Annotated in this window: 21 protein-coding genes; 15 read left to right on the top strand and 6 right to left on the bottom strand. The window is 69.6% G+C overall.

The window, feature by feature from the left end:
* The first annotated feature begins 255 nt into the window (after positions 1 to 255).
* The 8 genes from ACQ86G_RS11955 (at position 256) to ACQ86G_RS11920 (ending at position 7,640) form a co-directional block, all read left to right on the top strand.
* Complete coding sequence (locus ACQ86G_RS11955; RefSeq protein ID WP_431260758.1) at positions 256 to 1,170, top strand: LysR substrate-binding domain-containing protein; 915 nt, start codon at positions 256 to 258, stop codon at positions 1,168 to 1,170.
* Positions 1,171 to 1,301: 131 nt separating this feature from the next.
* A complete protein-coding gene (gene mdcA / locus ACQ86G_RS11950) occupies positions 1,302 to 2,981 on the top strand; it encodes a malonate decarboxylase subunit alpha (protein WP_431260757.1) in 1,680 nt (559 codons plus the stop codon).
* A 37-nt stretch (positions 2,982 to 3,018) separates the two neighbouring features.
* Entirely contained in the window at positions 3,019 to 3,342 is a 324-nt protein-coding gene (gene mdcC / locus ACQ86G_RS11945; RefSeq protein ID WP_431260756.1) for a malonate decarboxylase acyl carrier protein, read from the top strand.
* Positions 3,339 to 4,322 (top strand): biotin-independent malonate decarboxylase subunit beta, encoded by a 984-nt coding sequence (locus ACQ86G_RS11940; RefSeq protein WP_431260755.1) that lies wholly within the window; start codon positions 3,339 to 3,341, stop codon positions 4,320 to 4,322. The genes mdcC and ACQ86G_RS11940 overlap by 4 nt, the downstream gene beginning before the upstream one ends.
* Positions 4,323 to 4,365: 43 nt before the next feature.
* A complete protein-coding gene (locus ACQ86G_RS11935; RefSeq protein WP_431260754.1) occupies positions 4,366 to 5,067 on the top strand; it encodes a biotin-independent malonate decarboxylase subunit gamma in 702 nt (233 codons plus the stop codon).
* Positions 5,068 to 5,089: 22 nt separating this feature from the next.
* Positions 5,090 to 5,770: a malonate decarboxylase holo-[acyl-carrier-protein] synthase gene (gene mdcG, locus ACQ86G_RS11930; protein ID WP_431260753.1), complete on the top strand. Its 681-nt coding sequence runs from the start codon at positions 5,090 to 5,092 to the stop codon at positions 5,768 to 5,770.
* Complete coding sequence (mdcB, locus tag ACQ86G_RS11925; RefSeq protein ID WP_431260752.1) at positions 5,767 to 6,711, top strand: triphosphoribosyl-dephospho-CoA synthase MdcB; 945 nt, start codon at positions 5,767 to 5,769, stop codon at positions 6,709 to 6,711. The genes mdcG and mdcB overlap by 4 nt, the downstream gene beginning before the upstream one ends.
* A complete protein-coding gene (locus tag ACQ86G_RS11920) occupies positions 6,708 to 7,640 on the top strand; it encodes an ACP S-malonyltransferase (protein WP_431260751.1) in 933 nt (310 codons plus the stop codon). The genes mdcB and ACQ86G_RS11920 overlap by 4 nt, the downstream gene beginning before the upstream one ends.
* Before the next feature lie 35 nt (positions 7,641 to 7,675).
* On the opposite strand, the gene ACQ86G_RS11915 is transcribed toward ACQ86G_RS11920, so the two are convergent.
* Positions 7,676 to 8,038, bottom strand: coding sequence for a DUF3331 domain-containing protein (locus tag ACQ86G_RS11915; RefSeq protein WP_431260750.1), 363 nt, complete (start codon positions 8,036 to 8,038; stop codon positions 7,676 to 7,678).
* A gap of 91 nt (positions 8,039 to 8,129) precedes the next feature.
* Between ACQ86G_RS11915 and ACQ86G_RS11910 the strand changes: the two genes are divergently transcribed.
* Together ACQ86G_RS11910 and ACQ86G_RS11905 are read left to right on the top strand one after the other, a co-directional pair.
* The gene (locus ACQ86G_RS11910) at positions 8,130 to 8,780 is read left to right on the top strand and encodes a TetR/AcrR family transcriptional regulator (protein WP_431260749.1); all 651 of its coding nucleotides are present in this window, start codon (positions 8,130 to 8,132) and stop codon (positions 8,778 to 8,780) included.
* A gap of 126 nt (positions 8,781 to 8,906) precedes the next feature.
* Positions 8,907 to 9,485, top strand: a complete 579-nt coding sequence (locus ACQ86G_RS11905; protein WP_431260748.1) for a thioredoxin family protein — start codon at positions 8,907 to 8,909, stop codon at positions 9,483 to 9,485.
* Between the two features lie 21 nt (positions 9,486 to 9,506).
* Here ACQ86G_RS11905 and ACQ86G_RS11900 read toward each other — a convergent pair whose 3' ends face one another.
* Positions 9,507 to 10,253 carry a response regulator gene (locus ACQ86G_RS11900; RefSeq protein WP_431260747.1) on the bottom strand — a complete coding sequence of 249 codons (747 nt, stop codon included), beginning with the start codon at positions 10,251 to 10,253 and terminating at the stop codon, positions 9,507 to 9,509.
* 167 nt (positions 10,254 to 10,420) lie between these two features.
* On the opposite strand from ACQ86G_RS11900, the gene ACQ86G_RS11895 reads away from it, so the two are divergent.
* Both ACQ86G_RS11895 and ACQ86G_RS11890 read left to right on the top strand, forming a co-directional pair.
* Positions 10,421 to 11,029, top strand: a complete 609-nt coding sequence (locus ACQ86G_RS11895; RefSeq protein WP_431260746.1) for a 2-hydroxychromene-2-carboxylate isomerase — start codon at positions 10,421 to 10,423, stop codon at positions 11,027 to 11,029.
* Complete coding sequence (locus ACQ86G_RS11890; protein ID WP_431260745.1) at positions 11,026 to 12,369, top strand: ATP-binding protein; 1,344 nt, start codon at positions 11,026 to 11,028, stop codon at positions 12,367 to 12,369. The genes ACQ86G_RS11895 and ACQ86G_RS11890 overlap by 4 nt, the downstream gene beginning before the upstream one ends.
* 499 nt (positions 12,370 to 12,868) lie before the next feature.
* Here the strand turns inward: ACQ86G_RS11890 and ACQ86G_RS11885 are convergent, their stop codons facing one another.
* Positions 12,869 to 13,666: a fumarylacetoacetate hydrolase family protein gene (locus ACQ86G_RS11885; RefSeq protein ID WP_431260744.1), complete on the bottom strand. Its 798-nt coding sequence runs from the start codon at positions 13,664 to 13,666 to the stop codon at positions 12,869 to 12,871.
* A gap of 174 nt (positions 13,667 to 13,840) precedes the next feature.
* Positions 13,841 to 14,434, bottom strand: coding sequence for a TetR/AcrR family transcriptional regulator (locus tag ACQ86G_RS11880; RefSeq protein WP_431260743.1), 594 nt, complete (start codon positions 14,432 to 14,434; stop codon positions 13,841 to 13,843).
* A 148-nt stretch (positions 14,435 to 14,582) separates the two neighbouring features.
* Here ACQ86G_RS11880 and ACQ86G_RS11875 point away from each other — a divergent pair, with 148 nt between their 5' ends.
* Together ACQ86G_RS11875 and ACQ86G_RS11870 are read left to right on the top strand one after the other, a co-directional pair.
* The gene (locus tag ACQ86G_RS11875; RefSeq protein WP_431260742.1) at positions 14,583 to 15,050 is read left to right on the top strand and encodes a DUF1348 family protein; all 468 of its coding nucleotides are present in this window, start codon (positions 14,583 to 14,585) and stop codon (positions 15,048 to 15,050) included.
* Between the two features lie 115 nt (positions 15,051 to 15,165).
* Entirely contained in the window at positions 15,166 to 15,771 is a 606-nt protein-coding gene (locus tag ACQ86G_RS11870) for an acyloxyacyl hydrolase (RefSeq protein ID WP_431260741.1), read from the top strand.
* Positions 15,772 to 15,779: 8 nt separating this feature from the next.
* Here ACQ86G_RS11870 and ACQ86G_RS11865 read toward each other — a convergent pair whose 3' ends face one another.
* Complete coding sequence (locus tag ACQ86G_RS11865; RefSeq protein ID WP_431260740.1) at positions 15,780 to 16,709, bottom strand: helix-turn-helix domain-containing protein; 930 nt, start codon at positions 16,707 to 16,709, stop codon at positions 15,780 to 15,782.
* A 73-nt stretch (positions 16,710 to 16,782) separates the two neighbouring features.
* On the opposite strand from ACQ86G_RS11865, the gene pobA reads away from it, so the two are divergent.
* Positions 16,783 to 17,964, top strand: a complete 1,182-nt coding sequence (gene pobA / locus ACQ86G_RS11860) for a 4-hydroxybenzoate 3-monooxygenase (RefSeq protein WP_431260739.1) — start codon at positions 16,783 to 16,785, stop codon at positions 17,962 to 17,964.
* A gap of 108 nt (positions 17,965 to 18,072) precedes the next feature.
* Here the strand turns inward: pobA and ACQ86G_RS11855 are convergent, their stop codons facing one another.
* Positions 18,073 to 19,098 (bottom strand): NUDIX domain-containing protein, encoded by a 1,026-nt coding sequence (locus ACQ86G_RS11855; RefSeq protein WP_431260738.1) that lies wholly within the window; start codon positions 19,096 to 19,098, stop codon positions 18,073 to 18,075.
* Between the last annotated feature and the right edge of the window lie 8 nt (positions 19,099 to 19,106).

The following is a 19,106-nucleotide window of genomic DNA, read 5'->3' as shown; positions in this document are numbered from 1 at the left end:
CAACGCGATCCTCAATTCGTTGGTAGATGCGTGCGCAGCGCCGACGGCAGATGAAGGGGTGCGCCGCCATCGATGCGTGATCTGAGCGAGGACCGCCCCTTTAATCAGTCAGAGAAATCGACCCGTGTGGCGTTCGTCGCAGAGACTGTTGATCGCCGTCAGGCGATCTTCGTCGGTCCGTCCCTACGCGAATCTGTCGTCATCATTCGATGCCCGCACAATGGATGTCTTCTCCGACTCCCGACGTCGCGTTCCATGCTCCCCCGCATCAGCGAAGAGATCACCTTCCGCAAGCTCGAGATCCTGATCACGTTCCTGGAGAGCGGCAGCCTCGCGCGCGCCGCGGAGCGGCTGGGCACCAGCGCCGTCAGCGTGCACCGCGCGCTGCATTCGCTGGAGGCCGGCACGCGCTGCGCGCTCTTCCGGCTCGAGGGCCGCAACCTGCAGCCCACCGACGCCGCCCACGCGCTGGCCGACGTCGCCCGCGAGATCCTCCAGCGCATGGACGAGGGCATCAACGCCACGCGCGCCATCGCCGGCTACGGCGCGGAACGCATCCGCATCGGCTCGCTCTACTCGCTGACCAGCGGCACCGTGCCGTCGATGATCATGGCGCTCAAGGCGCGCAAGCCGGACGTGCAGGCGGAACTCATCCTCGGCTCCAACTCCGACCTCACCCAACGCCTGCGCGACGGCACCATCGACGCCGCCGTCATGGGCCAGCCCGAGGCCGCGCCGGAACTCGAGACCCACGCCCTCTTCGAGGACGACATCTTCTTCGCCGCCCCCGCCCAGTCGCCCTACGCCGGGCTGGACAGCATCGACCTGCGCGACTGCGTCGAGGAGCGCTTCGTCAGCCTGCAGGAAGGCTTCGTCACCTACAACCGCTTCGTCGACGCCTTCCGCATCGCCGGCTTCGAGCCGCAGATCGTGATGAAGACCAACGACATCTTCTCGCTGATGAACCTGGTCGGCGGCGGCATCGGCTGCACCCTGCTCCCCGGGCGCGTGCGCGGCGTGCTGCCGCCCAGCGTGCGGCTCATCCCGCTCCAGGAGCGCTACGCGGTGCGCCAGACCATCGCGTTGTGTTTCCTGCGCACCCGGGAGCGCGACCCCAACCTGCTCGCGCTGCTGGCGGCCAGCCGGACGCTGAAGCTCGGCGGCCACTGAGCCGACGGCCACGTCTGCGGGTATCCCCGGAGCGGCGGCCGACCTTCACGGAACAACCGTTCCGCTCCCCGTAAGCGTCCCGCGAGCCGGTTGATTGATCGGGCGCCGCCTCGCCCGTAACTTCCGTCTCCATGGACCGCATCCCCATGGACACCAAGGCCCGCGACCGCGCCGCCCGGCTCGCCGCGGCCCGCGACGCGCTCGGCACGCGCCTGGCCGGCCGGCATGTCGACACCGACGCGATCGTCGACCTGCTCCACGCCGTGCTCAAGCCCGGCGACCGCGTCTGCCTCGAAGGCAACAACCAGAAGCAGGCCGACTTCCTGGCCAAGGCGCTGGTGCGGCTCGACCCGGGCCGCGTCCACGACCTGCACATGGTCCAGTCCGTGCTCGCGCTGCCCGAACACCTGGACGTCTTCGAGCGCGGCATCGCCGGGCTGCTCGACTTCAGCTTCTCCGGCCCGCAGGGCGCGCGCCTGGCCAAGCTGCTGTCCGCCGGCCGGCTGAAGATCGGCGCGATCCACACCTACCTGGAGCTGTTCGCGCGCTACTTCGTCGACCTGACGCCCAAGGTCTCGCTGATCGCCGCGCACGCCGCCGACGCCCACGGCAACCTCTACACCGGCCCCAACACCGAGGACACGCCCGCGATCGTCGAGGCGACGGCGTTCTCCGGCGGCATCGTCATCGCGCAGGTCAACGAGCTGGTGCCCGACGGCACCACCCTGCCCCGTGTCGACGTGCCCGCCGACTGGGTCGACTTCGTCGTGCGCGCGCCGACGCCCAATGTCATCGAACCGCTGTTCACCCGCGACCCCGCGCAGATCAGCGAGATCCAGGTGCTGATGGCGATGATGGCCATCAAGGGCATCTATGCCGAGTACGGCGTGCAGCGCCTGAACCACGGCATCGGCTTCGACACCGCCGCGATCGAGCTGCTGCTGCCGACCTACGGCGAGTCGCTCGGGCTCAAGGGCAAGATCTGCCGCCACTGGGCGCTGAACCCGCATCCGGCGCTGATCCCGGCGATCGAGGCGGGCTGGGTCGAATCGATCCATTCGTTCGGCTCCGAGCTCGGCATGGAGGACTACATCCGCGCCCGCTCCGACGTGTTCTTCACCGGTCCCGACGGCAGCCTGCGCAGCAACCGCGCGTTCAGCCAGGCGGCCGGGCACTACGCCTGCGACCTGTTCATCGGCTCGACGTTGCAGATGGACCTGATGGGCAACAGCTCGACGGCGACGCTGGGCCGCATCGCCGGCTTCGGCGGCGCGCCCAACATGGGCGCCGACGCGCGCGGCCGCCGCCACGCCAGCCCCGCCTGGATGAAGGCGGGCGAGGAGGCGCGGGGCCATCTCACCGGCGCCGCCGCCACGCCGCGCGGCCGCAAACTGGTCGTGCAGATGGTCGAGACCTTCCGCGAGCACATGCAGCCCGCCTTCGTCGACCGCCTCGACGCCTGGGAGCTGCAACGCCAGGCCGGCATGGACCTGCCGCCGATCATGATCTACGGCGACGACGTCACGCACGTCCTCACCGAGGAAGGCATCGCCAACCTGCTGCTGTGCCGCAGCGACGAGGAACGCGAGCAGGCGATCCGCGGTGTCGCCGGCTACACCGCCGTCGGCCTGGGCCGCGACCGCCGCGCCGTGGAGAACCTGCGCGACCGCGGCGTGATCAGGCGCCCGGAAGACCTCGGCATCGACCCCCGCGACGCCACCCGCAACCTGCTGGCCGCCCGCGGCATGCGCGACCTGGTGCGCGCCTCCGGCGGGCTGTACCAGCCGCCGAAGCGCTTCCGCAACTGGTGAGCCGCCGCGCGACGCAAGACAACCCGAGAGACACCCCATGACACCCCTCCCACCGGGTCTCGAAACCCTGGACTTCCGCTTCGCCGGCTCGCACGCGCCGGGCGCCTTCGCGCCGGTGCTGGTCGGTGTCGTCGGCTCCGGCAACCTCGAGGTGATGCTCGAGCCGGAGGCCGGCGGCGACTGCGCGGTCCGCGTCCAGACCTCCGCGCGCGGCTTCGCGCCGATCTGGCAGGCCGTGCTGGACGACTTCCATCGCCGGCACGACCTCGCCGGCGTGCGCGTCTCCATCAACGACATGGGCGCCACGCCGGCGGTCGTCAGCCTGCGGCTCGACCAGGCGGTGCAGGAGCTGCAGCCATGACGGGCGCCACCGCCCCCGGATCCGTCGCCGGCAGCCCGGCGGCGGCCGTCGATCCACGCGCCCTCTCCTATGCCGAGTGCTCGGCGCGCGAGCGGTTGGCGCTGCTGCTCGACCCGGGCAGCTTCCACGAATGGCTGCCGCCGCAGGCGCGTGTCATGAGCCCGCATCTGGCGCAGCTCGGCGTGCCCTCCGCCTTCGATGACGGCGTCGCCATCGGCCGGGCCCGGCTCGATGGTCGGCCGATCTTCGTGGCGGCGCAGGAAGGCGCCTTCATGGGCGGCGGCGTCGGCGAAGTCCACGGCGCGAAGCTCGTCGGCCTGCTTCACCGCGCGCTGCGCGACCGTCCCGCCGCCGTGTTGCTGCTGCTCGATTCCGGCGGCGTGCGATTGCATGAGGCCAATGCGGGCCTGATCGCCGTGTCCGAGGTCATGCGCGCGGTACTGGATGTCCGCGACGCCGGCATCCCGGTGATCGCGCTGATCGGCGCGGCCAACGGCTGCTTCGGCGGCACGGGCATCGTGGCGCGCTGCACCGACTTCGTCGTCATGAGCGACCTCGGCCGGCTCGCGATGTCCGGTCCCGAGGTCATCGAGGCGTCCCACGGCGTCGAGGAGTTCGACGCCCGCGACCGCGCGCTGGTCTGGCGCACCACCGGCGGCAAGCATCGCTGGCTGAGCGGCGACTGCGACGCACTCGTCGAGGACGACGTCGCTGCCTTCCGCCGCGCCGCCATCGCCGCGATGGACGCTCTGCCCACCTCGCGTCCCGTCACGATCGATGCCCTGGAGACCGAGCATGCCCTGCTCGCCCATCGGCTGTCGCTGCTCGACACCACCGTCACCGGAGATGACGCACAGGCCCTCTGGACGCGGCTTGGCGTGACGCAGGCCGAGCGGGTTCCGGACCTGGACGTCGACCAGGTCGTGCCCCTGCGCACGCTCGCCGCCGCGCCACGGACCGTGGATCGGTTGAACGGTTGAACGTTGAACGGCTGGGCCGACTAGCCTCGAAGGAGTTCCGAAGATGGACTGGAAGACATTGACCGCGACGCTGTTCGGCACCGACGACGGGCTGACGCTGGAGGGCGATTTCCTGCACGGCACGGTCGAACTCGATGGCGAGCCGCTGACCGTCGTCGGCACGACCGGCCACGCGCCGATCGGCGTGCGACTCGCGCTGGCCCAGGCGCGCGTGGTGCTGGACACGCTCACCCGCCATCCGGGGCGGCCGATCCTGCTGCTCATCGATACGCAGGGCCAGCAGCTGCGGCGGCGCGACGAGCTGCTCGGCATCAACCGCGCGATGGCGCACCTGGGCATGACGATCGACCTGGCGCGCCGGCGCGGACATCGCGTGCTGGGGCTGGTCTACGACCAAGCCTTGTCGGGCGGCTTCATCACCTCGGGCCTGATCGCCGACGCCTGCGACGCGCTGCCCGAGGCCGAGATCCGCGTGATGCGCATCCCGGCGATGTCACGCGTGACGAAGCTGCCGGAAGAGATGCTCACCGCGTTGTCCGAGACGAATCCCGTCTTCGCGCCCGGCGTCGACAACTACGTCGCGATGGGCGGTGTGCGCCGGCTCTGGTCCGGCGATCTGCAGGCGGCCCTGCGTCAGGCGCTGGCCGATGCGCCCGCCGAGGACCGCCGCGCCATCGACGGCGCCGAACGCGGCGGTCGCCAGCTCGCGGCGGCCGTGATGCAGCGCGTGCTCGACGCCGCGTGAGTCTCCGGACCGGAACATCGCCATGGCCCGCCTGCACCGCCATCAGCTCGTGCACCTGACGCCTGCGGCGTGGGAGCGGCTGCGCACGATCGCGCGCGACCCCGTCGAGCGCGACTGCCTCACGCTGTGGGCCTCGCGCGGACTGCCGCTGGTGGTGACGCAGCAGCGCTGCGACGCAGGCGGCGATCCAGCCCTGATCGCGATGGGAATGTCCGCGCCCTTGCGCTGGGAATCGCGTCGCATCGGCGTGAGCGTCGCGCGCCACGAGGTGATGTTCTTCGACGAATTCCCTGCCGCGCGCACCGTGTCCAGGCTGCTGCCCGCGCCAGCCCGCGCCGCATGGGACGTCCTGTGCCGCGCGGCGTCCGCCTGCGGCGTCCAGCCGCGCGTCTACGGCAGCTACGGCTGGCAGGCCCTGTCGACGATGGTCCACGTGCGGGCCGATTCCGATGCTGACCTGTGGATCGGCGTGACCGACGCCGACCAGGCCGATCAGGTCGCCACGCTGATGGCGGCCGCGGAGATTCCGGGACTGCGGCTCGACGGCGAACTCGTCTTCGAAGGTGACAACGCCGTGTCGTGGCGCGAGTGGCTCACCTGGCGCGCCGGCGGGGTGCGTTCGATCCTGGTGAAGTCCATCGGCGGCAGTCGGCTCGTCACGGATCTCGGCGAGATCGTCCGGGACGTCAAGGCGGCGGCATGAACGCCCACGACATCGGCCGCGCAGCGACGGCCGCGCTCCACGACGAGCTGGCCTTGTCGCCCAAACCCGGCCTGGTCACGTTCACCAGCAACGGCAGTCACCGCGACATGGATGCGCAGACCTTCCTGCGCAGCATCTCGTCGCTGCGTCCGTACTTCGTCCGCATTGCCCAGCTCGGTGCGACCGGGGCGGAGTTCCACGAACTCGAACGCGCCGGCATCGCCGCCGAGGCCCGGATGCTCGAGGCCACGGGCGGCGTCAACACGCACCGTGGCGCGATCTTCCTGCTGGGGTTGCTGTGCGCGTCCGCCGGTGCCATCGCTGCGGGGAGACGGCGCCCGACGCCCGAGGCATTGCGCGCGACGCTCATCGAGCGATGGGGTGAGGCGCTCCATCGACGGGCGTCCCGGCCCTCGACCCTGCCGGGCGGCATCGCCGCACGCCGGCTGGGCCTGCGCAGCGCGTCCGAGGAGGCCGCATACGGCTTCCCCGCCGTCTTCGAGACAGCGGTTCCGGCGATGCGGTCGGCGATCGCGCGCGGGCTGTCGCTCGAACGCGCGCAGTTCGACACCCTGTTCCATCTCATGGCCACGCTGGACGACAGCAACCTCGCGCATCGCGGCGGTCTCGACGGCCTCCGCTTCGCTCAACGGGCGGCGCGCCAGTTCATCGAACGCGGCGGCGCCGCGGATGCCGACGCCATCGCCCGCGCCGAGGCGATCGCCGTCGACTTCGAAGCCCGTCGTCTGTCGCCCGGAGGATCCGCCGACATGCTGGCCGCCACATGCTGGATGCGGCGGATCGGTGCGATCGAGGCGACCGAAGGAATCGACCGGATCGATCGGCTCGGTGGGATCGAGACGTCCGCCCTGTCCGTCCCGCCCGGCGAACGCGACGAACGCGGCGTCGTCAGTGGGCAGGCATTCCTCGCACTGCCGTGAGCGTCGCCGTCGTCTTCAGCGGACAGGGCAACCAGCATTCCGCGATGCTGCCGTGGTTGGGCGACGGCGCGACGCTGTCGACCTTGAATCATCGCCTCGGCGTCCCGGACTGGCGCAGCGCGCTCGCCGATCCTGCCTGGGCACGCACCAACGCGAATGCGCAGGTGCTGATCACCACGACCGCGTTGGCCGCGTGGTCGCAGATCGCCTCACGCCTGGGCGTCGCTTCGATCGAGATCGACGGCATCGCCGGCTATAGCGTCGGCGAGCTCGCCGCGTGCGCGGCGGCGGGCGTGATCGATGCCGCGCACACGATCCGACTCGCGGCGCAGCGAGCGGCATTCATGGACGAGGCGAGCCGCTCGCGCCCGGGCGGTCTTCTCGGCGTGACGGGCCTGGCCGCAACGGTGGTCGAAGCCGTCCTGCTCGGAACGCCCGTGAGCATCGCCATCCGCAACGGGGACGACTCCGTCGTGATCGGCGGACCGCTGGACGACCCGTCGCTCGATGCCGTCGGGGTCGTTGAAGCCGCGCTGGCTGCGCGCGGCGCACGCTGCACGCGGCTGGCCGTCTCCGTGGCGTCGCATACGCCGCTGATGCGTCCAGCGGCGCAGGCGTTCGCGTCGGCGCTGTCGAGCACCCCCATGGACGAGCCGACCTCGCCCCTCTTCGACAGCGACGGCAATCGCGTCTGGTCCGCCGACCAGGCGCGCACCGGGCTCGCGCATCAGATCGACCACACGGTGCGATGGGATGAGGTCATGGATCAGCTCGCCGCGCGCGGGCCGTCCTGTGTGCTGGAGATCGGCGGCGGCCAGGCGCTCGCGAAGCTCTGGCAGCAGCGCCATCCGGCGATTCCGGCGCGCTCCGCCGACGAGTTCCGCACGCTCGACGGCGTGCTGGCGTGGATCGGTCGCTGCGCCGCCTGAGACGCACGGCGTGGGCGCTCCTTCCGGCGTCGGCTTCAGGCGTCGACGTATGCGGCCGCGATCATCTCGCCGGCATTGATGGGCGACGGTTCATCGACGCGCGGCGTGTAGATCATTTCACCGATGCGGATGGTGGAACCGGTGAGCACGCAGACACCGTCGCGCTTGGACGGCACCATGTCCCAGATCTGATAACCGTAGTGGCAGGCGCCCGGGTCGGACCAGGAGATGGCCGCCGTCCGCGGCGTCGGTCGATCGAGCACGTGGATGGTGGGCGCGGCCTTGAGCTGCCGGGGGGCGGCGGGCCGGGGCGCATCGGGCACGCCGCCGTTCCCCAGCCACGCCACCGTGCGCAGCCAGCCGTCCCGGGACGGATCGCTTGCGAGATCCCTGTACATGCGATACCGCCTTTCTCATCCGCCGGACAATCCCGGGTCAAAGCCTGAAATAATTCAACGCGTGATGAATATAGCAAAGGCGGGGCGCTCGATGAACAAAACCCCGAAGGCGGGCGGGGCGCCGCGAAGGCGCGGGCGGCCGAGCGCGGACTGTGCACAAGGCGCGGACAACCTGCTGCGCACGGCCCGGCGGATCTTCGCGCTGCGCGGCTACGAAGCCGCCAGCGTGCGCGAGATCGCGCGCCAGGCCGACGTGGACCCGGCGCTGATCGCGCATCACTTCGGATCGAAGGAAGCGCTGTGGCTGGCGGTGGTCGAGCAGATCAAGGTGCTGATGGACCCGATGCTGCAGACGGCCCTCGCCTTGCGCACCGACGTCGCGCTGGGGCCGCGGCAGCGCGTCGAGCAGTGCATGCTGTCGTTCATCGACCGCGTGTTCGAGCACCCGGACATCGGCATCTTCTTCTCGACCGCCGCGACCGAGGAAGGCGAGCGGCTCAACGTGCTGGTCGACGCGATCGTGCGACCCTTCCACGATGTCTGCCTGCCGCTGTTCAGCGATGCGATGGACGCCGGCGAGCTGCACCGCTGCGAGCCGGCGCTGCTGTTCTCGGTGCTGATGAACGGCATCAGCAAGACGGTGGCCTATGCGCATGTGATGCGCACGGTCTCGACGCTGCCGGACGATCCGGCGCGGTTCAAGCGCGAGCTGACGGGCATCACGCTGCACCTGTTGCGCTGAGCATCGGATCGTCTTTCCTTCCCAGGCGGGATACACAGGCATACGAAACCCGTATCGCGGATCGGCCGGTCCTCGAAGAATCCGTTCCATCGCAGCAGACCGCTGCAGGAATGGAAAGGATCCCCGATGTCACCGACCACCCGACGCGCCCTCTTCCCGCTGCTGATCGCCGGCGCTTCCGCCGTGGCGGCCGTGGTGCTCGCGCTGCCGCCGATGGCCTCGGACGCGGCGGCGGCCTCGCTCTTCGGCAGCACCGGCATGGCCGGGAAACCGGCACCGGCGTTCACTGGCATCGACCACTGGATCAACAGCCCGCCGCTGAAGATCGACGAGCTGCGCGGCAAGGTCGTGCTGGTGGACTTCTGGACCTACACCTGCGTCAACTGTCTGAACCAGCTGCCCTACGTGAAGGCCTGGCACGAGAAGTACAAGGACCAGGGCCTGGTGGTCGTCGGCGTGCATTCGCCGGAGTACGACGAGGAGCGTTCCACCGCCGGACTCAAGGACGCGATCGCCCGTCTGGGCATCCGCCACGCCGTCGCGCAGGACAACGACTTCAAGACCTGGAAGAGCTACAGCAACCGCTACTGGCCGGCGCTGTACCTCGTCGACAAGCAGGGGAAGATCGTCTACACGCACTTCGGAGAAGGTGCGTACCAGCAGACCGAAGCGCAGATCCAGGCGTTGCTGAAGCAGCAGGGTTGATCGATGGTGAGGGCGCGACGCTCAGTCGCGGCCCTCTACTGCCATCGACAGGACGTAGCCTTCGCTGCGCACGGTCTTGAGGTACTTCGGCTCGCGCGCGTCGTCGCGCAGCCGCTGCCGGATGCGGCTGACCAGCAGGTCGATCGAGCGCTCGAAGAGCTCGGCCTCGCGGCCCTGCGTGAGACTGAGCAGCTGATCGCGGCTCAGCACCCGCTGCGGATGGTCGAGGAACACGCGCAGCAGCCGGTACTCCGCGCCGCTGAGCGGCACCACCGTCCCCTGCTGGTCGACCAGATGACGCTCGATGGTGTCGAGCACCCACTCGCCGAAGGCCAGCCGCGGCGACTCGTCGGTCGAGCGCATGTTGGGCGGCAGCATGCGCGCGCGCCGCAGCACCGACTTGATCCGCGCCAGCAGTTCGCGCGCCGCGAACGGCTTGGCCAGGTAGTCGTCGGCGCCCATCTCCAGGCCGAGGATGCGATCGGCTTCATCGCCGCGCGCCGTCAGCATGATCACCGGCGTCGCCTTGTGCTTGCCCGCCCGCAGGTCGCGGCACAGCGACAGGCCGTCCTCGCCCGGCAGCATCAGGTCCAGGATGACCAGGTCCACCGGCGTGCCGGTCTCCATCGCGATGCGCATGTGCCGCCCGGTCGGCACGGCCGTCACCTTCAGGCCGTTGCGGGTCAGGTAGGTGGAGAGCAATTCGCGGATCTCGCGGTCGTCGTCGACGATCAGCACATGATCCTGGGTGGGCGCGGTGGTCTGCATGGGCGCAATGTACCGGCGACGCCCCCGCCAGGGTTACGGACAGGCAATGTTGTGTCTCCGGTGCGGGACACGGATACACGCCAATACAAAGGCGCCCACAAGCGCGGCGCCCGGACCTATAAACCGGCCTGCGGCCTTCGCCGCCCTCCCCCGCTTCGGAGACCCTCGTGAGCCGCGTCATCGATTACTTCTTCGCCCCGATCAGCCCCTGGACCTATCTCGGCCACGAGCGCTTCGACGCCATCGCGCGCGAGGCCGGCGCCACCGTGCGGCTGATCCCGATCGACCTGATCAAGCTGTTCGCCGTCTCCGGCGGGCTGCCCCTGGCGCAGCGTCCCCCGCAGCGTCAGGCCTATCGCCTGCTGGAGCTGCGGCGCTTCTCGCAGCACCTCGGGCTGCCGATGAACGTCGAGCCGGCCTGCTTCCCGGTCCAGCCGCACAAGGCCGCGCGCTTGATCATCGCGGTCGACCAGGCCGACGGCGCGGAAGCGGCGATGCGCCTGACCGGCGCGCTGCTGCGCGCAGTCTGGGAGCAGCAGCGCGACATCGCCGACGACGCCACGCTGACCGCGATCCTCGGCGAACAAGGATTGGCTGCCGAGCGCCTGGTCCGTTCCACCGCCGACGACATCGGCGCGCAGTACGACGCCAACACGCAGCGCGCGATCGACGCAGCCCTGTTCGGCGCGCCGAGCTACGTCATCGACGGTGAGCTGTTCTGGGGCCAGGACCGCCTGGACTTCCTCCAGCGCGCGCTGGCGGCCGAGGGCGCATGAGCCGCTCGTCCGCATCGCCGCGTCGCTTCGGGCCGCGCACGCTCTTCGCGCGCGTGTTCTGGCTGATGGTGTTCGGCATCGCGATCGCGCAGGCGATGGCCTACGTCGCGATCCGGCAGGAGCGCTCGATGGCCTTGCGCACGCTGATGATGTCGGGCGTGGAGCGCGACATCGCCACCGGGATCGCCGTGCTGGACCGATTGCCGGTCGCCGAACGCGGCGCCTGGCTGAAGCGCCTGGAGCGACCGAACTACCGCTTCGCGCTCGCCGACGAGATCGATCCCCAGGCCGGACCGGTGCAACGGAACGACTTCAACGGCCCGTTCGTCGACGCGCTGACGCAGGCGATGCAGCCCTTCCGCATCGAACGCGCCGTGCAGCTCGGCGCCAGGCGCTATCAACTGCTGGTGCGTCTCAACGACGGCTCGGCGGTGACGGTGCACGCGCAACGCGTCGACATGCCCATCCCCGAGTGGGTGATGTGGGTGCTGGGCGCGCAGCTCATCGTGCTGGCGGTGTGCAGCTGGATGGTGGTGCGACTGGTGACGCGTCCGCTGAAGACGCTCGCGGCGGCCGCGGACGACCTCGGTCCGGACCTGTCGCCGACGCTGATCCCCGAGGAGGGCCCGGCCGAAGTCGCCCACGCCGCGCGCGCCTTCAACGCGATGCAGCAGCGCATCGCCGGCTACACGGCGGAACGGGTGGAGATCCTGGCCGCGATCTCGCACGACCTGCAGACGCCGATCACCCGCATGCGCCTGCGTGCCGACCTGATGAGCGACGAGGCGCTGCGCGGCAAGTTCCACCACGACCTCAACGCGATGCATGTGCTGGTCCGCGAAGGGGTGACCTACGCGCGCACGCTGCACGGCACCTCGGAGGTGCCGGCGCGGCTGGACGCCGATGCGCTGCTGGCGAGCATCGTCGGGGACTACGAGGACGCCGGCGAGGCGGTGACGCTCTCCGGCCAAGCCGGGTCGCCGATCATGGCGCAGCCGCAGGCGCTGAGGCGCATCCTGGTCAACCTGGTCGACAACGCCCTGGCGTTCGGCGGCCAGGCGGAGATCCGGGTGACGCGCAGCGGCGCGCAAGACCCGACCCCTCGCCTGACGATCGCGGTGCTGGACCGGGGACCCGGCATTCCCGAAGCGCAGCTGCAGGCCGTCTTCAAACCGTTCCACCGGCTGGAGACCTCACGCAACCGCGACACCGGCGGCACCGGCCTGGGTCTGGCGATCGCGTTGCAATTGGCTACCGCCATGGGGGGACGCCTGTCCCTCCACAACAGGACCGACGGGGGACTCGAAGCCCGGCTCACCCTCCCCGCCTCGCTGCCCTGACACTGTCCACGGCTTCTGTGGACAACTCTGTTGGCTCAACGGGCAGGGATGCTGCAAGCCGTTGATTCCTCACGGAATTCATTTCAGTGCCGCGAAATGAGGCATCGATCCGAACGGGCTATCCGATTCCCGTTTCGCGAGCCGTCAGACTGTCCCTGCGAACTGTGGAAAAGTCTGTTGGCTGCCTCTGCAGGGGCGATTCAAGCTGTTGTTTTATAAAGCAAAAGCTTTCAGTGCTCCAAAACAAGGCACCCTGGAAGCGTGGGCGGTTGGCGACCGGACGGCCTTGACGCCGCCGCCAGGTACGGTGAGCAAAGTTCGTTCCCTCCCCGCAGTTGCTCACAGTGCCCACCGGTTGTGCACCGGGTGGCCAGACTGTCCACGACCTCTGTGGACAAGTCTGTTGGCTGCCCGGGCAAGGATGCTGCAAGTGCTTGTCGCGGCAGGGAATTGCTTGCAATGCTGCGGAATGAGGCAACCCCTCCTCGGAGGTAGCGCTTCAGACGATCCGGAGGCCCAGGTTGGGCAGGCCGTCGATGTGGCAGTCGATGACGTCGCCCTTGACGACCGGGCCCACGTTCTCCGGCGTGCCGCTGTAGATGATGTCGCCCGGCTTGAGTTCGAAGGCCCGCGACAACTGCGCGATCTGCTCGGCGACGCTCCAGATCATCTGGCCGAGGTCCGCGTCCTGCTTGGTCTGGCCGTTGACCTTGAGCCAGATCGCCCCCTTGGACGGATGACCACCCAGCCGCGCGACCGGATGGATCGGACCGATGGGCGCCGACTGGTCGAAGCTCTTGCCGATCTCCCACGGCTTCTTCTGGTCGCCCATGCCGCGCTGCAGGTCGCGGCGCGTCGTGTCCAGGCCGATCGCATAGCCGAACACGAGGTCGAGCGCCTGCTCCGTCGGGATGTCCCGGCCGCCCCTGCTCAGCGCGGCCACCAGTTCGCATTCGTAGTGGTAGTTCTTCGTCAGCGTCGGGTAGGGGTGATCGGCGACGGTGCCCGGCGCGACGTTCTGGATCGCGTCGGCCGGCTTCTGGAAGAAGAATGGCGGCTCGCGCGTGGGGTCGCTGCCCATCTCGCGCGCATGCGCCGCGTAGTTGCGGCCAATGCAGTAGATGCGGCGCACCGGGAAACGCTGGTCGCTGCCGACGATGGGGATCGTCGTCTGGGGGACGGCGAACGGCGTCTTCGCCGCCGCGGCCGTCGTGTCGGCCTGGCCGGGCAATGCGCAGCCAGCCACGGCGCCAGCAGCCATCGCGGCCGAAGTGTTGAGCAGGGAACGTCGGTCCATCGCGGTCTCCTTCGAGGTTGAGTTGTCCGACGCGGCGCGCCCCTGGCAAGCTGATGGACACCCGCGGCCGATGGAGCGTAGGCGCGGGTTTGCCTCGACGCTTCCGCGTTTCCCCTCGAAGTGGGGCGCGGCGGGCGAGGCCCGCACGCCGAGGCCGGATCGGACGCTGCCGGGTCAGACGCCGCTGCCGGCCGCCAGGTCCACCACCATCTGCAGGCTCTTCAGCACCGGCGCAGGATCCGGCGCGTACTGCGCCTGCACGATCGCCCCGTCGACCGCGACGGACAAGGCCGCGGCGATCTTCCTGCGCTGCCGCGATGCGGGCAGCAACCCGGCGATCGCGTCGGTCATGTCCTGCTTGTGGCGTCGCGTGACCTCGACGATTTCCGGCAATGCCGGCCCCATCTCGCCGACGCCGTTCAGGAAGGCGCACCCGCGGAACTCCCCCAGCGCCTGACCGCCGAACCACTCGGCCATCGTCGGCACCAGCGCGCCAGCGCCCTTCGCAGCGCCGCCATGGCGCTCGAGCGCGCCATTGAACCAATCCATCCACCGCCCGTGCCGCAGTTCGAGGTAGGCCAGGATCAGGTCGTTCTTGCTCGGGAAGTGCCGGTAGAAGGTGACCTTGGTGACGCCCGATGCGGCGATCACGCGGTCGATGCCGGTGGCGCGGATGCCCTCGGCATAGAACAGGTCGTGGGCGGTGCGCAGGATGCGCTCGCGGGCGGGCAGCTCGCCGATGTCCACGCTGCCGTTGGTGTCGTCCATCCGATCATTGTAGACAGACCTGTCTACATCCGCCAGAATCCGACCGAAGTAGACAGACTTGTCTACATGTACCGGTCGGCCGTTCCATTCCTCGATCGATCGGCAGCCCGGTCTTTACCGACCTTCCTTCGACGAAAGGACCCCGACCATGGACACCCGCCCGCCCCTGCCCCCGTTCACCCGCGAGACCGCGATCCAGAAGATCCGCCTGGCCGAGGACGGCTGGAACAGCCGCGACCCGGCGCGCATCGTGCTGGCCTACAGCCCGGATACCAAGTGGCGCAACCGGGCCGAGTTCCCGCAAGGCCGGGCCGAAGCGCAGGCGCTGCTGGAACGCAAGTGGACCCGCGAGCTGGACTACCGCCTGATCAAGGAGCTGTGGGCTTTCGAAGGCAACCGCATCGCCGTGCGCTTCGTCTACGAGTGGCATGACGACGCCGGCAACTGGTTCCGCAGCCACGGCAACGAGAACTGGGAGTTCGACGCGCAGGGCCTGATGACGCACCGCCACGCCAGCATCAACGACCAGCCGATCAAGGCCGCGGACCGCAAGTTCCATTGGCCGCTGGGACGGCGTCCGGACGATCATGCGGGCCTGAGCGAGCTCGGCCTTTAAACCGGCCCGCGAACCAGACCCGCTGACCGGGCCCGCACAACGGGCCTGGTGATCGCGACTGCAAGCCGGATAGGCACGGCCGTTGCCGATGTCGGACTTCTAGGAGTCCGACAACATGAATGACCTGACCCTCATCGCGGTGCGCCGACGCGCACCGCGGCTGGCGCTCGCCGCGCTGATCTCCGCGCTCACTGTCCTGCCCGCGCTGTCCGCGCATGCGCAGGACAACGCCTCCGACAACTCGTCGTGGCGACCCAACCGCTTCTTCCTGCAGGTCGGCGCCTATGACAAGGTGCAGTCGATCGACGCCGGCCTGGCCTGGCTGACCGGCTTCGAACGCCACTGGGGCGACAAGACGCTGAACATCGTCACGACCTCGCAGGTCGGTCGCTGGTACCTCGACCGCGACGCACGCTACGACCACAAGGCCTACTGGCACGTGGGGCTCACGCCCGCGCTGCGGCTGACCTGGCCCGGCGAGAGCCGCTTCCACGTCGAGGCCGGCATCGGCCTGAACATCGTCTCGCCGGTGTTCCACACGACCGAGAAACGCTTCAGCACCGCGTTCAATTTCGGCGACCACCTCGCCGTCGGCGGACTGCTCTTCGGACCGAAGGCCGGCGAATGGTCGCTGCGCTTCCAGCACTTCTCCAACGGCAACATCGCGCGGCCGAACCCGGGACAGAACTTCGTGCAGGTGCGGTGGAGCCAGGCGCTGTAACGCCCGGATCAGTATCCTGGACGCGCCTCCCGCCATGCGCTCGGCGACTTCCCCGTGTGCCGCAGGAAGAACCGCGTGAAGTACGCCGGGTCGGCGAAACCGAGTCCGTCGGCGATCTGACGCACCATCAGGTTGGTGTAGCCGAGCTCGCGTTTGGCCTCGAGCAGGACACGCTGGTGCAGCACCGCCAGCGCTGAGCACTGCAGATGCCGCCGGCACAGGCGGTTGAGTTGCGTCGGCGTGATGCCCAGCGGCTCGGCGAGTGCTGCCACTGCGGGCTGGCGGCGGAAGTGGCGCTCCACCTGGTCGCGGTAGCGGGTCAGGTGTTGCAGCGCGCGGCCGTCTCCGGGCGCGTGCGCGTTCCCGTGTGATGCCCCATCCGACGCTCCGAAGCGCGCGGCCTGCGTCGCCAGCAAGGCGACCGCGTGATCCAGCGCCGGAGCCCGCCAGGCACCGGCGCCCGCGTAGTCCTCCCGCAGGCCGTGGCCCACGGCGAACAACGCGCGCGTCACCGTCGCGCCGCGATCGAGTGCGACCAGCCGCGGCTCGGACAGGCTCTCCAGCAGCTCGGGCAGATGGTCGAGCAGGTCCCGCAGGCGACCCTGGTCCAGCGTGACCACCAGACCTTCCGTCTCCGGCGCGAAGCGGAAGCCGTGCACCGCCAACGCCGGTACCCAGACCAGCGCCGGCGCACGCAGCACGCGCTCCTCGTCATCCATGCGGACGGTGACGCGTCCGCGTTCGATCAGCAGCAGCTGCACCAGTGCGCCGTGGCGATGGGGCTGGATCTCCCAATTGTGCAAGCGGCTGCGGTCGGCGATCGACTCCAGATGCAGTCCATCCAGGGCCGGCGATCGGCCGTCCTCGCCGTAGAGGGAGTACACCGGCGTCGGCCCCTGACGACGGGACGATCGACGAGACACGGGGTCGGTAACCATGGGTTCGGATTGTGCAAGTGCAAGCCGGAGTCGTCCATTCACCGCCGGACGCTCGAACCCTAGGCTCCGTGCCATGAAGACCTTACGCACCCAGGTGCTCATCGTCGGCGCCGGACCGGCGGGACTGCTGCTCGGCCAATTGCTGCACCGCGCCGGCCTCGACACCGTCATCGTCGAACGCCAGAGCGACGAACACGTGCTGTCGCGCATCCGGGCCGGCGTGCTCGAACAGGGCACGGCCGACCTGATGGACGAGGCCGGTGTCGGTCAACGGATGCGGGCGGAGGGCCTGGTGCACGACGGCTTCGAGTTGGCGGTCGGCGGCGTGCGGCATCGCATCGACCTGCGCGCGCTCGCCGGCGGTCGGACGGTGTTGGTGTACGGGCAGACCGAGGTGACCCGCGACTTGATGAGCGCGCGCTCGGCGGCCGGCCTGATCACGTTGTACGAGGCGGCGGACGTCCGCATCGACGGTTTCGACACCTCGACGCCCCGCGCGCATTGCATCGTCCGCGGCGAGCCGATGGAGATCACGGCCGACTTCATCGCCGGCTGCGACGGCTTCCACGGCGTCTGCCGCGCCAGCGTGCCCGCGGGCGCGATCCAGCTTTACGAGAAGGTCTATCCGTTCGGCTGGCTCGGCCTGCTGAGCGACACGCCGCCCGTGTCCGAGGAACTGATCTACAGCCGCCACGCGCGCGGCTTCAGCCTGTGCAGCATGCGGTCGGCGACGCGCAGCCGCTACTACCTGCAGGTGCCGTCGACCGAACGCGTCGAGGACTGGAGCGACGACCGCTTCTGGGACGAGCTGCGCGCACGTCTCGATCCCGAGGCGGCAGGGTCGCTGGTCACCGGCCCGTCGCTGGAGAAGAGCGTCGCGCCGCTGCGCAGCTTCGTGGCGGAGCCGATGCGCTTCGGCCGGCTGTTCCTCGCGGGCGATGCGGCGCACATCGTGCCGCCGACTGGCGCGAAGGGACTCAACCTCGCGGCGTCCGACGTGCGCTACCTGTCGCAGGCGCTGATCGAGCACTACCTCGAGGGCAGCGACGCCGGCCTGGACCACTACTCCGCACGCTGCCTCGCCCGTGTGTGGAAGGCGGAGCGCTTCTCCTGGTGGTTGACCAGCCTGATGCACAACTTCGACCAGGAGCCCGCGTTCCAGGCGAAGCTCCAGGCCGCCGAGCTGGACTATGTGCTCGCCTCCGACGCCGCGCAGCGGGCGCTCGCCGAGAACTACGTCGGCCTCCCGCTGTAGCCGACGCGGCCCCGATCGGGGTGCGCCGCTAGGCGCAAACCGGAGCCATAGCAGCGCTATGGCGAGGATTTGCAACAACGCGAGGCGCCCCGAGCGGGGCCGCGTCGGTCAGCCTTCGATGATGTTGAGGAAATGGTCGAGCATCACGAAGTGGTCCTCGAACAGCTGCGACTCCATCGCCGGCAGCTCGTCGCGGTGGAACCAGCGCGCCTCCTTGACGTCGTCGCTGCCGACGACCTCGGGCAGCGTGCCCATCTCGCCGAACTTGAAGTGGTGCGCCATCGTGATCAGGCGGCCACGCGCGCTCCGCAAGGGATCCTCGAAGGTCTCGACACCGTGCAGCGCCGCCAGGATCGACGCCGGCAGCAGCGGGAAACGCGTCTCCTCGATCAGCTCGCGGACCGCGCAGGCGACCAGCTTCTCGCCGCGGTCGAGGTGGCCGCCGGGCACCGCCCAGAGGTCCTCGCCGAACGGCCCCTTGCGCCGCACCAGCAGCACGTGGTCGCCGACCGTCACCACCGCGTCGCCCGTCATGTAGGCGACCGCCGTGTACTTCCTGCGATAGCTCGCGATGGCCGCATGTTCGGCCTTGCGCCTGCGGTATTCCGGCAGACGGCTCCAGGCCTGCAGCCAGGCCCGCACCGGCGCGCTGACGTAAGGCGTCATCACCGTCAGCGCGGCGTCCGGATCGTCGGCCTCGAAGAACACCTGGCGCATCGCCGTCGCGTCGACGTCGGCCAGCCGTTCCACCAGCTGCTGCCGCCAGCGCGGGAAGTTGTTGAGGTAGTAGCTGGTGTGGTCCTTCTGGTGGCCGACCAGCACGATGTCCGCGTCCTCGCCGGCGATGGCGCGCACGCCCATCGTCACGGCCGCGTTCCAGCGCCTGTCGTCGAAGTAGTCGCGCACCGGCAGCACGTGCAGCCGCTGCTGCTGCTCCGGCGTCAGGTTGGCCAGCAGCATCTGGCGACGCTCGTCATGGACGAAGGGGTTGCGCGGATCGCGCGCCTTGTACGAGGAGCCCAGCACCGCGATCACCTCGTCGGCGAGGCCGAAGGCGGCCTGGAACAGCGCCTCCTGCCCGAGGTGCACCAGCTGCCAGCGGCCGACCACGACGGCGACGGTCTTGCGAGTCATGAAGGTCC

It is taken from the genome of Roseateles chitinivorans (genome assembly GCF_050632145.1).
Lineage (GTDB): Bacteria > Pseudomonadota > Gammaproteobacteria > Burkholderiales > Burkholderiaceae_C > Roseateles > Roseateles chitinivorans_B.
The sequence above is the reverse complement of the archived record's forward strand: the minus strand, read 5'-3'. Positions and strand labels throughout refer to the sequence as shown.

Coding starts and splice junctions, on each gene's coding strand:
- ACQ86G_RS11890 (WP_431260745.1), top strand. CDS start 11,026: ATGAGCCGCTCGTCCGCATCGCCGCGTCGCTTCGGGCCGCGCACGCTC.
- ACQ86G_RS11900 (WP_431260747.1), bottom strand. CDS start 10,253: ATGCAGACCACCGCGCCCACCCAGGATCATGTGCTGATCGTCGACGAC.
- ACQ86G_RS11940 (WP_431260755.1), top strand. CDS start 3,339: ATGACGGGCGCCACCGCCCCCGGATCCGTCGCCGGCAGCCCGGCGGCG.
- mdcA (WP_431260757.1), top strand. CDS start 1,302: ATGGACCGCATCCCCATGGACACCAAGGCCCGCGACCGCGCCGCCCGG.
- ACQ86G_RS11935 (WP_431260754.1), top strand. CDS start 4,366: ATGGACTGGAAGACATTGACCGCGACGCTGTTCGGCACCGACGACGGG.
- pobA (WP_431260739.1), top strand. CDS start 16,783: ATGAAGACCTTACGCACCCAGGTGCTCATCGTCGGCGCCGGACCGGCG.
- ACQ86G_RS11870 (WP_431260741.1), top strand. CDS start 15,166: ATGAATGACCTGACCCTCATCGCGGTGCGCCGACGCGCACCGCGGCTG.
- mdcB (WP_431260752.1), top strand. CDS start 5,767: ATGAACGCCCACGACATCGGCCGCGCAGCGACGGCCGCGCTCCACGAC.
- ACQ86G_RS11880 (WP_431260743.1), bottom strand. CDS start 14,434: ATGGACGACACCAACGGCAGCGTGGACATCGGCGAGCTGCCCGCCCGC.
- mdcC (WP_431260756.1), top strand. CDS start 3,019: ATGACACCCCTCCCACCGGGTCTCGAAACCCTGGACTTCCGCTTCGCC.
- ACQ86G_RS11865 (WP_431260740.1), bottom strand. CDS start 16,709: ATGGTTACCGACCCCGTGTCTCGTCGATCGTCCCGTCGTCAGGGGCCG.
- ACQ86G_RS11855 (WP_431260738.1), bottom strand. CDS start 19,098: ATGACTCGCAAGACCGTCGCCGTCGTGGTCGGCCGCTGGCAGCTGGTG.
- ACQ86G_RS11885 (WP_431260744.1), bottom strand. CDS start 13,666: ATGGACCGACGTTCCCTGCTCAACACTTCGGCCGCGATGGCTGCTGGC.
- ACQ86G_RS11910 (WP_431260749.1), top strand. CDS start 8,130: ATGAACAAAACCCCGAAGGCGGGCGGGGCGCCGCGAAGGCGCGGGCGG.
- ACQ86G_RS11905 (WP_431260748.1), top strand. CDS start 8,907: ATGTCACCGACCACCCGACGCGCCCTCTTCCCGCTGCTGATCGCCGGC.
- ACQ86G_RS11875 (WP_431260742.1), top strand. CDS start 14,583: ATGGACACCCGCCCGCCCCTGCCCCCGTTCACCCGCGAGACCGCGATC.
- mdcG (WP_431260753.1), top strand. CDS start 5,090: ATGGCCCGCCTGCACCGCCATCAGCTCGTGCACCTGACGCCTGCGGCG.
- ACQ86G_RS11915 (WP_431260750.1), bottom strand. CDS start 8,038: ATGTACAGGGATCTCGCAAGCGATCCGTCCCGGGACGGCTGGCTGCGC.
- ACQ86G_RS11955 (WP_431260758.1), top strand. CDS start 256: ATGCTCCCCCGCATCAGCGAAGAGATCACCTTCCGCAAGCTCGAGATC.